This is a genomic window from Kineococcus indalonis, from assembly GCF_009906395.1.
Lineage (GTDB): Bacteria > Actinomycetota > Actinomycetes > Actinomycetales > Kineococcaceae > Kineococcus > Kineococcus indalonis.
In genome coordinates this window covers 1-9,401 of sequence record NZ_JAAALM010000111.1, presented here as the reverse complement: position 1 = coordinate 9,401, position 9,401 = coordinate 1, and the positions used below count along the sequence as shown (strand labels likewise).

The following is a 9,401-nucleotide window of genomic DNA, read 5'->3' as shown; positions in this document are numbered from 1 at the left end:
GCGCTGCGCCGACCGGGTGACGGGCCGGTGCGCGCGAGGGCCGGACCGGGCCGGGGGCGCGGGCTGGCAGGATGGGCCCGCACCCGGCCCGCGGCGCGGGCCCGGTGGCCCTCCCGGGTGGTGTAACGGCAGCACGGCGGGTTTTGGTCCCGTCCAGTAGGGGTTCGAATCCTCTCCCGGGAGCGGAGCGGGGTGGTCGGCCGGGCGCGACCGGCCCGTTATCCTCGGCCCTGGGTCGACCTCCCGGCCCGGCCTCCGACGCCCCGAGCCCGCGAGGAGCGCGCCCCGCGTGAGCACCCCTGGAAACCCCGTCGTCACCGCACCCGCGGACCCCCCCGCCGAGACCTCCCCCGCCGCCGTGGTGGTGCTGGCCGCCGGCGAGGGCACCCGCATGAGGTCCGCCCTGCCGAAGGTCCTGCACCCCCTCGGCGGCCGGCCGCTGCTCGGGCACGCGCTCGCCGCCGCCCGCGCCACCGGCCCCGGGCACCTGGTCGTGGTGCTGCGCCACCAGGCCGAGCGGGTCGCCGAGGCGGTGCGCGCCGCCGACGCCGGGGTCCTGGTCGCCCTGCAGGACGAGGTGCCCGGCACCGGGCGCGCCGTGCGGTGCGGCCTGGACGCCCTGCCGCAGGACCTCGCCGGCACCGTCGTGGTCACCTACGGGGACGTGCCGCTGCTGTCGGCGCCCACCCTGCGCCGCCTGGTCGCCACCCACGCCGCCGGCGGCAACGCGATGACCGTGCTGACCGCCGAGCTGGAGGACCCCACCGGCTACGGGCGGGTGCTGCGCGACGCGCACGGCGTGAGCGCCATCGTGGAGCAGAAGGACGCCACCGCCGAGCAGCGCGCGGTGCGCGAGGTGAACTCGGGCGTGTACGCCTTCGACGCCGCCGCGCTGCGCTCGGCGCTGGCCCGCGTGGGCCGCGACAACGCCGCCGGCGAGGTGTACCTGACGGACGTGCTGGGGCTGCTGCGCGCCGACGGGCTGCGCGTGGAGGCGCTGGCCGTGCACGACGTGTGGGAGATCCGCGGCGTCAACGACCGCGCGCAGCTGGCCGAGCTGGCCGCCGAGGCCAACGCGCGCACCCTGCACCGCTGGATGCTCGCCGGCGTGAGCGTCGTGGACCCGCGCACCACCTGGGTGGACGCCGACGTGGAGCTGGAGGCCGACGCGACGCTGCTGCCGGGCGTGCAGCTGCACGGGCGCACCCGCGTGGCCGCCGGCGCCGTCGTGGGCCCCGACTGCACCCTCACCGACGTGGAGGTCGGTGCCGGGGCGGTCGTGGAGCGCACCCACGGCAGCTCCGCGGTCGTGGGCGCCGGCGCGCACGTGGGGCCCTTCGCGTACCTGCGCCCGGGCACCCGCCTGGGCGAGGACGGCAAGATCGGCACGTTCGTCGAGACGAAGAACGCCGAGATCGGCCGCGGCTCGAAGGTGCCGCACCTGTCCTACGTCGGCGACGCCACGATCGGGGAGCACTCGAACATCGGCGCCGCCTCCGTCTTCGTCAACTACGACGGGGTCAACAAGGCCCGCACCACCATCGGCGACCACGTGCGCATGGGCTCGGACACCATGTACGTCGCGCCGGTGAACGTCGGCGACGGCGCCTACTCCGGCGCCGGCACCGTCGTCCGCAAGGACGTCCCCGCCGGGGCGCTGGCCATCAGCGTGGCGCCGCAGCGCAACGTCGAGGGCTGGACGGTCCGCAACCGCCCCGGCACCGCCGCCGCCGAGGCGGCGCTGCGCGCGGGCGCACGGGCGGCGCGGGACGCCGGCAGCACGGGCACCACCAAGGGCACCGGGGCCACCACCGAGGGCAGGGAGACACAGCGATGACCGGCATCACCACGCAGGGCGAGAAGCGCATGGTGCTCATCTCCGGGCGCGCGCACCCGCAGCTCGCGCAGGAGGTGTCGGCGGCGCTGGGGGCGGAGCTGGTGCCCACGAGCGCCTACGACTTCGCGAACTCCGAGATCTACGTGCGCTTCGAGGAGAGCGTGCGCGGCGCCGACGCGTTCGTCATCCAGAGCCACACCGCGAACGTCAACCAGTGGATCATGGAGCATCTGATCATGGTCGACGCGCTGAAGCGGGCCTCCGCCAAGCGCATCACCGTGGTCGCGCCGTTCTACGGCTACGCCCGCCAGGACAAGAAGGGCCGCGGGCGCGAGCCGATCTCCGCGCGCCTGGTGGCGGACATGTTCAAGACCGCCGGCGCGGACCGGCTGATGTCGGTGGACCTGCACACCGCGCAGATCCAGGGCTTCTTCGACGGCCCCGTCGACCACCTGTGGGCGCTGCCGATCCTGGCCGACTACGTCGGCAAGCGGGTCGACCGCTCGAACCTGACGATCGTGTCCCCGGACGCCGGCCGCGTGCGCGTGGCCGACCTGTGGTCCGACCGCCTGGGCGCCCCGCTGGCGATCATCCACAAGCGCCGCGACCCCAACGTGCCCAACCAGGTGAAGGTGCACGAGGTCGTCGGAGACGTCGAGGGCCGCACCTGCGTGCTCGTCGACGACCTCATCGACACCGCCGGCACGATCGTGCAGGCCGCCGAGGCGCTGAAGGCCAACGGGGCCTCCGACGTCATCGCCACCGCCACCCACGCGGTGCTCTCGGGCCCGGCGGTGGACCGGCTGAAGAACTCCCCGATCTCCGAGCTGGTGGTCACCAACACCCTGCCGATCACCGAGGAGAAGAACTTCCCGCAGCTGACGACGCTGTCGATCGCCCCGCTGCTGGCCCGCGCGATCCGCGAGGTGTTCGACGACGGCTCGGTCACGAGCCTCTTCGACGGCCACAGCTGACCGTCCCGCTCCCCAGCGGCACCGGGCCGCCCCGCGCACGCGCGGGGCGGCCCGCGCGCGTTCAGCGGCGGTGCCGGCTCCCGGTAGAGTGGGGTCCGGTTGCCTCGGCGAGGGACGACGCGGGTCCAGCACCCGGTCCTCCGTGATCGACGCGGTGGGCGCGGTGTCGTGCCCTCCCGGGGTCTGCGTGAACACCCACGACCCGAGGAGGGCCCCAGTGGCCGAGACCCAGCTGTCCGCCGAGAAGCGCACCGAGTTCGGCAAGGGCGCCGCCCGCCGCATCCGCCGCGCCGACAAGATCCCCGCCGTCGTCTACGGCCACGGCGAGGCCCCGCTGCACGTGACCCTGCCGGGCCACGACACGATGATCGCGCTGCGCCACGCCAACGCGCTCTTCGACATCGAGCTGGAGGGCGAGCGCCACCTGACGCTGCCCAAGGACGTCCAGCGCGACCCGGTCAAGGGCTTCATCGAGCACGTCGACCTGCTCGTCGTGCGCCGCGGCGAGAAGGTCACCGTGGACGTCGCCCTGGCCCTGACCGGCGAGGCCGACGCGAACACCATCGTCAACCAGGAGCTGACGACGCTGTCCGTCGAGGCCGAGGCCACCCACCTGCCCGAGACCCTCGAGGTCTCCGTCGAGGGCCTCGAGGCGGGCGCGCAGATCGCCGCCGGCGACGTGACCCTGCCCGCCGGCGCCACCCTGGCCGGCGACCCCGAGCAGCTCGTCGTCGTCGTGCAGGCCGCCGCCAGCGCCGCGCAGGTCGAGGCGGAGCTGCAGTCCCTCGAGGCCGAGGCCGGCATCGTGCGCGAGGAGAGCCACTCCGACGACCAGGGCGGCGAGTCCTCGGGCTCCTCGGAGCCCACCGGCTCCACCGAGTCCTGACCCGGCCCCGCAGCACCGGGGGACCGCGGTGAGCGACGCGTGGCTCGTCGTCGGGCTGGGCAACCCCGGCCCCGAGTACGAGCGCACCCGGCACAACGTCGGGCAGGTGGTCCTCGCCGAGCTGGCGGGCCGCGCGTCCACCCCGTTCAAGCGCCACCGCACCGGTGCCCGGGTCGCCGAGGTGCGCCTGGGCACCGGGCCCGGCGGGGTGCCCGGGCCGCGCGCGGTGCTGGCCGCGCCCACCTCGTACATGAACCTCTCCGGCGGCCCCGTCGCCGGGCTGGCCAAGTACTACGACGTGCCGCTGGAGCGCCTCGTCGTCGTCCACGACGAGCTGGACGTGCCCTTCGGCGCCGTGCGCCTCAAGCGCGGCGGCGGCGAGGGCGGCCACAACGGCCTGCGCTCGATCTCGCAGTCGCTGCGCGGCAAGGACTACGCGCGCGTGCGCGTGGGCATCGGCCGCCCGCCCGGCCGGCAGGACCCGGCGGACTTCGTGCTCAAGGAGTTCTCCACCGTCGAGCGCAGGGAACTGCCGTTCCTGGTCTCCGACGCCGCCGACGCCGTGGAGCAGCTCGTGCTGGAGGGGCTCGAAGCCGCCCAGCAGCGCTTCCACGCCGCCGGCTGACCCGCCGCGGCCCGGCCGGCGCCCGGTGCGGGCAGGGGCCCGGGGTTCCTCGAGGAACCCCAGGCCCCTGCCCGCACCGCCACCCCGCGGGGTGGTCCGTCAACCCCGCCGCGAGACGAGGAGGTTGACGATCCGGTAGCCCAGGATGCGCTGGAACTGGTGCAGGCCGGCGGGCCAGCCGAACGGGCTGTGCACCACCAGCGTGCGCACCCCGGAGGCGATGACCTCCTCGACCATGCGGGTGTGCAGGGCGTAGCGCGCGTCGCTGGAGGCGCGGTCGTCGACGCTGACCAGGAAGCGCAGCATGGCGACCTCGGCGTCGATGAGGACCAGCCCGAGGGCCACGAGGTCGCCGTCCGCGGAACGCGCCTCGAACCAGCGCGGGTGCTGCCCCTGCAGGCTCTCGTGCCCGGTGAAGTCGCCGTCGAGGGCGACGGTGAGCTCCTGCAGCGCCGAGGAGCGCTCCTGCGCGGTGAGCAGCTCGGTGCAGCGCAGGCCGGCCTTCTTGGCGTGGTTCAGGCCGGTGCGCAGCGCCTGCCGGGACCGCCCGCGCAGGTGCTCCTGCAGGGTGTCCGGCAGGGTCAGCACCGCCTGCGCCGGCCGGGGCAGCGCGACGCCGGCGACGGTCCTGCTGAGGAACCCCCACACCTCCTCGCCCGCGGGGGAGGAGGACACCGCGACCCGCTCGCGCGGCAGGAGGGCCAGCAGCCGCACGGCGCGCGCGGAGTCGTCGGCGCGGCGCACGGCGGTGGCCAGGCGGGTGAGCCCGCCGGGCGCGCTCTGCACCTCGGCGAGGTAGCGGGCCACCCGCGCGAACTCCGCGCCGCCGAACTGCAGGGCCGCGGGGTCCTCGCGCAGCGGGGCCAGGTCCCGCAGCGTCGACAGCGCCTCGCGCCACACCGCGACCGCGCCGCGGCGCGGCGCGGCCTGCACCGGTGCGGCGCCGTCGCGGGCGGGTGCGCCGGCAGCGGCGGCGGTGTCCGGCGCGGCGCTCGTGCCGCCGTGCGTGGTGTGCGTGGTCCTGTCGACCGCCTCGGTGAGAGGCATCGCGATCTTCACAGTCGTTCCCCCCGGTCCCTTTCCACGGGACCCGTCGCGCCGCTGCGCCCCCTGGCGCCGCCGGCTGGTCCACCTTCTTCCCCGTGCGCTGCCCCCGCGGGGGTGGTCGTCACCCCGGGCAGGGGCACGCGCGACCGGAGGAGCCCCGGTGCCGTGCGTCGTGCAGCGTGCGCTCGCCGCGCATCCCGTTCCCCCGTGCTCGGTCCCCGGGCGCGGAGCGCCGACGGCGGTGCGCGACGGCACCGGCTCGGGACCCCCGCCCGCGCTCACCCCCCAGCGAGCGCAGAGATCTTCTCACAGAGCGGGTCGAGCGCAGGTGAATACCGGGCGAAGACCCCCCGCAGGAGGCAGTCCGCTGCGCCGCACGGGTGAGCGGCGGCCCGCGGTGCTCGCGCTGGAGGCGCCCGGCGCTCAGGTGACCGCGCCTGCCCGGGGTGCGGGGCGGGTGCCCAGGCGCGCCACGGCCTCGGCGTAGCCGGCGTCCCAGCCCAGGTGCCAGAACCAGTTGCCCACGCCGGCGCGGTCGCGCACCAGCGCCGCGCGCGCCAGCGCCCGCGCGCCCCGCTCGAGCGACCCGCGGGGGCGCGGCGGGCTCGGCCAGTGCTCGGCGTAGCGGTCCACCAGCCCCGCCAGCCCGCGGCCGTAGTGCTGCGCCTGGCGCCGCAGGGCGGTGAGGTCCGCGCGCAGCCGGTAGTGCACGACCGCCCCCGGCTCCCACGCGGGGTGGACGCCCTGCTGCAGGCGCAGGCGGTACGCGTAGTCGTTGTCGTCACCGGTGAGCAGGTCCTCGTCGAAACCCCCGACCGCCTCGTGCACGGACCGGCGCACCCCCAGGTTCGCGCCGATGACGTACGGCCACGGCGGGCCGCCCTCGGAAGCCAGGTCCGGCAGCCCGTCCTGCATGGGCCGGCCCCGCACGGCGGAGGCCCAGGAGGGGTTCAGCAGGTCGTACTCCAGCGGGCCGCCCACGTAGGCGTGCCGCTGCAGCGCCGAGGCCATGGCGTCGGCCCAGCCGGGCGCGACGACGTCGTCGGCGTCGCAGACCGCGATCGCCTCGTGGGTGGCCGCGGCGATGCCGGTGTTGCGCGCGAAGCACACCCCGGGGCGCGCGGAGGCGTCCACCACGCGCACGCCGGGGTGCTCGCGCGCGAAGTCCCGCACCACGTCCGCGGTGCCGTCGGTGCTGCCGTTGTCGGCCACCACGACCTCCAGCGGGACCCCCGCCCCGGCCGTGACCGCGCTGAGCTGCCGGCGGATCGTGGCCGCCCCGTCCTTGACGGGCACCACCACGGACAGGCCCTCCCCGGGCTGCGGGGGCTTCACCGCGCGCCGGCCGGGACGGGCCGCGCGGCGCGGGCGGCGATCTGGACGGGCAGGAGCACGGCGGCATTGTGCCACCCGGTGCCCGGGCGCACCGGTTCTCGCGGGGACCACCCACCCGGGTGCCCGGGTTCGTCGCGCACGGTCTACGAACAATGACCGGACGGTAGAGTCTGGCCGGTCGAGGCCGAGCCGCCGACACCACCGACGTCGACCCCGCCAGGAGCGTGACCCCTTGAGCCAGAACCCCTCCCCGCCCCCGGCGCCGTGGTCGGGGACCGAGCGGCCGCTCAAGGTGCTGCACCTGCTCAACGACGTCGCCGACCTCGGCAACGGGATCAACAACTCCACCGTCGACCTCGCCTGCGCGCAGCGCGAACTCGGCCACGAGGTCCACGTCGCCAGCGCGGGCGGGGAGCAGGTGGCCGTCCTGGAGGCCGAGGGCGTCGTCCACCACCTCATCGACCAGCAGCGCACGCCGGCGTCCATCGCCCGGGCCGCGGCGGGGTTCCACCGCCTCGTGCGCCGGGTGCGCCCGGACGTCGTGCACGTGCACAACCTCACCGGCGCCGTGCTCGCCGGAGCGCGCTGGCCGCGCCCCTACGCCCTCGTGGCGACCCTGCACCTGGAGGAGAAGCGCGGGGTGCGGGCCATGGCCCTGGCCGACCGCGTCATCGCCTTCCACGGCTCCGCACGCCTGCCCTCCCTGCGCCCGGGGCGCTGGCGCGAGCTGGACGTGGTCCGGCAGGGGATCCTCGGCGGGGCCCGCTCGCGCACCGCCGTCGGCGAGGCGCCCGACGTGCACCACCCCGCCGTCGTCACGGTGTGCGGCATGTACGAGCACAAGGGCGTCTTCGACCTGCTGGAGGCCTTCGGGACGGTCCTGCCCGACTGCCCCGACGCCCACCTGTACTTCGTCGGCGACGGCCCGGACCGCGGGCGCCTGGAGCAGGCGGTGGCCGCCACGCCCCACGCCGACCGGGTGCACGTCGTCGGCTTCCACCCGCGCCCGGCCCCGTGGCTGCGCGCCGCCGACGTCTTCGTCCTGGCCTCGCGCCGCGAGGTGGCCGCGCTCGTGCTCGCCGAGGCCCGCGCCGCCGGCCTGGCCCCCGTCGCCACCCGGGCCGGGGGCATCCCCACCCTCGTCGAGGACGGCGTGTCCGGGCTGCTGTCCGAGCCCGGCGACGTGCCGGCGCTGGCGGCCAACCTGCGCCGCATGCTGCTCGACGAGGTGCTGCGCAAGGAGCTGGAGGGGCACGCCGTGGAGGGCCTGGAGGACCTGGGGATCCGCCGCTTCGCCGGCGACCTCGTCGTCCCCGACCCCGCGCCGTCAGCGCGCGGCGACGGTGGTGCGGTCGCGCACGGGCTCCTCCGCGCGGGTGTGCTGCGCCGGCGGGCGCGGCGCGAGGACCGCGTGCGAGCGCACGCCCCAGCGGTCGGTGGTCTCCAGGGCGGTCTCCACGTCGCGGCGCGAGGAACCGCGCTGCGTGCCCACGAGAAGCACCGCGCCGGCGGCGCGGGCGTAGGCGGTGGCCGGGAACGGCTGGGCGCTGATCAGCGGGGGAGCGACGACGATCACCGCGTTGACCTCGTTGAACAGCAGCTTCAGCGTGGACTCCACCTCGGCGTTCGTGGCGCTCCACACGCGCAGCGGCTTGGAGCCGGCCTCCAGCACGCGCACCGCGTCGGCGCGCGGCACCGCCACGACGCCCGGGGCGGTGGTGCCCTCGATGAGGTCGCTCAGGCCGGGGCGCCGGGAGAAGTCGTCCAGCAGCACCAGCGCCACGGAGACGCCCGCGCGCGAGAGGGTGCCGGCCGTCTCCTCGGCCACCGCGCGCGCCGTCGCGGCGTCGTCGGGGGTGCAGCCGGCCACGACGACCGCCTGGCCGTCGGTGCCGCCCGCGGTCACCAGCTGGCGGTGCACCGCCACGAGGGTGGAGGCGTGCTCCTCCGAGCCCTGGCCGGGGTGCTGCGGGGCCAGCCAGGTGGAGCGGTCGGCGGCCGCGGAGTCCTCCAGGTCCGCGCGGCGGCGCAGCCGCGCGTTCATGCGCGCCGCGGCGACGGCCGCCGCGACGCCGATCGCGCCGCCGACCAGGACGCCGAGCACGATGAGCACCGGCGGGGTCGGGAAGCCGGCCACCTCGGGCAGGTTGGCCTCCTCCACCACGCGCAGCTGCAGCGAGGCGGTGCCGTCGCTGCGGGCCTCGAGCTGGCCGGCGCGCTGGATCAGCAGCGTCGCGGCGGTGTCCGCCTCGGTCTGCGCCAGCCGCGCCGTGGACGCCTCGGCCGTGATGGCCAGCAGCACGGTGTTGTCGCGGATCTGCGCGGACAGCTCCGGCGCGGTGGCCGCGCCGGTGGCGTCGCGCACCGCGCGCTCGAAGGCCTCGCCCTGCACCAGCTCCGCGTAGGTCTGGGCGCGCTGCTCGACGAACGTCGAGGAGTTCAGCACGTCGCTGGCGGTGGCGTCCGGCGCCAGGGAGACGTAGACCTGCGTGGTCGAGGCGTACGCGCGCGGCACCACCGCGGCGGCGGCGGCACCGGCCCCGAGGCCGACCAGCGCGCACAGCAGGACCACCCACCACCTGCGCCGCAGTGCCTGCAGCATCGTCGTTCCCACTGTCCTACCACTCTCCTGCTCATCGGGGTTGCTGTGCGTTCGGTGCGGCCCGCCGGGGTGCGCGGGGCCGGGCGGGGGGAGGG

The 9,401-nt window shown here is 76.3% G+C and carries 7 protein-coding genes, 1 tRNA gene and 1 pseudogene; 6 read left to right on the top strand and 3 right to left on the bottom strand.

What is annotated here, in order from left to right; translation table 11 throughout:
- Positions 1-111 precede the first annotated feature (111 nt).
- The 5 genes from GTR00_RS07830 (at position 112) to pth (ending at position 4,322) form a co-directional block, all read left to right on the top strand.
- A tRNA-Gln gene (locus GTR00_RS07830) sits at positions 112-183 on the top strand.
- A 106-nt stretch (positions 184-289) separates the two neighbouring features.
- Positions 290-1,837, top strand: a complete 1,548-nt coding sequence (glmU, locus tag GTR00_RS07825; RefSeq protein WP_166611069.1) for a bifunctional UDP-N-acetylglucosamine diphosphorylase/glucosamine-1-phosphate N-acetyltransferase GlmU — start codon at positions 290-292, stop codon at positions 1,835-1,837.
- On the top strand, positions 1,834-2,811 hold the full coding sequence (locus GTR00_RS07820) for a ribose-phosphate diphosphokinase (RefSeq protein WP_166611068.1): 978 nt from the start codon (positions 1,834-1,836) through the stop codon (positions 2,809-2,811). The genes glmU and GTR00_RS07820 overlap by 4 nt, the downstream gene beginning before the upstream one ends.
- Positions 2,812-3,028: 217 nt before the next feature.
- Positions 3,029-3,697, top strand: coding sequence for a 50S ribosomal protein L25/general stress protein Ctc (locus tag GTR00_RS07815; protein WP_166611067.1), 669 nt, complete (start codon positions 3,029-3,031; stop codon positions 3,695-3,697).
- Between the two features lie 28 nt (positions 3,698-3,725).
- Positions 3,726-4,322 carry an aminoacyl-tRNA hydrolase gene (pth, locus tag GTR00_RS07810; protein ID WP_166611066.1) on the top strand — a complete coding sequence of 199 codons (597 nt, stop codon included), beginning with the start codon at positions 3,726-3,728 and terminating at the stop codon, positions 4,320-4,322.
- A gap of 99 nt (positions 4,323-4,421) precedes the next feature.
- Here the strand turns inward: pth and GTR00_RS07805 are convergent, their stop codons facing one another.
- Complete coding sequence (locus tag GTR00_RS07805; protein ID WP_166611065.1) at positions 4,422-5,369, bottom strand: hypothetical protein; 948 nt, start codon at positions 5,367-5,369, stop codon at positions 4,422-4,424.
- Between the two features lie 423 nt (positions 5,370-5,792).
- Positions 5,793-6,704 (bottom strand): glycosyltransferase, encoded by a 912-nt coding sequence (locus tag GTR00_RS07800; RefSeq protein ID WP_166611064.1) that lies wholly within the window; start codon positions 6,702-6,704, stop codon positions 5,793-5,795.
- On the opposite strand from GTR00_RS07800, the pseudogene GTR00_RS26320 reads away from it, so the two are divergent.
- Positions 6,613-7,938: pseudogene (locus GTR00_RS26320) on the top strand (glycosyltransferase family 4 protein); the annotation flags it as partial. The gene GTR00_RS07800 and the pseudogene GTR00_RS26320 overlap by 92 nt on opposite strands.
- A 93-nt stretch (positions 7,939-8,031) precedes the next feature.
- Here the strand turns inward: GTR00_RS26320 and GTR00_RS07785 are convergent.
- Entirely contained in the window at positions 8,032-9,306 is a 1,275-nt protein-coding gene (locus GTR00_RS07785) for a YveK family protein (RefSeq protein WP_166611063.1), read from the bottom strand.
- Positions 9,307-9,401: the final 95 nt, after the last annotated feature.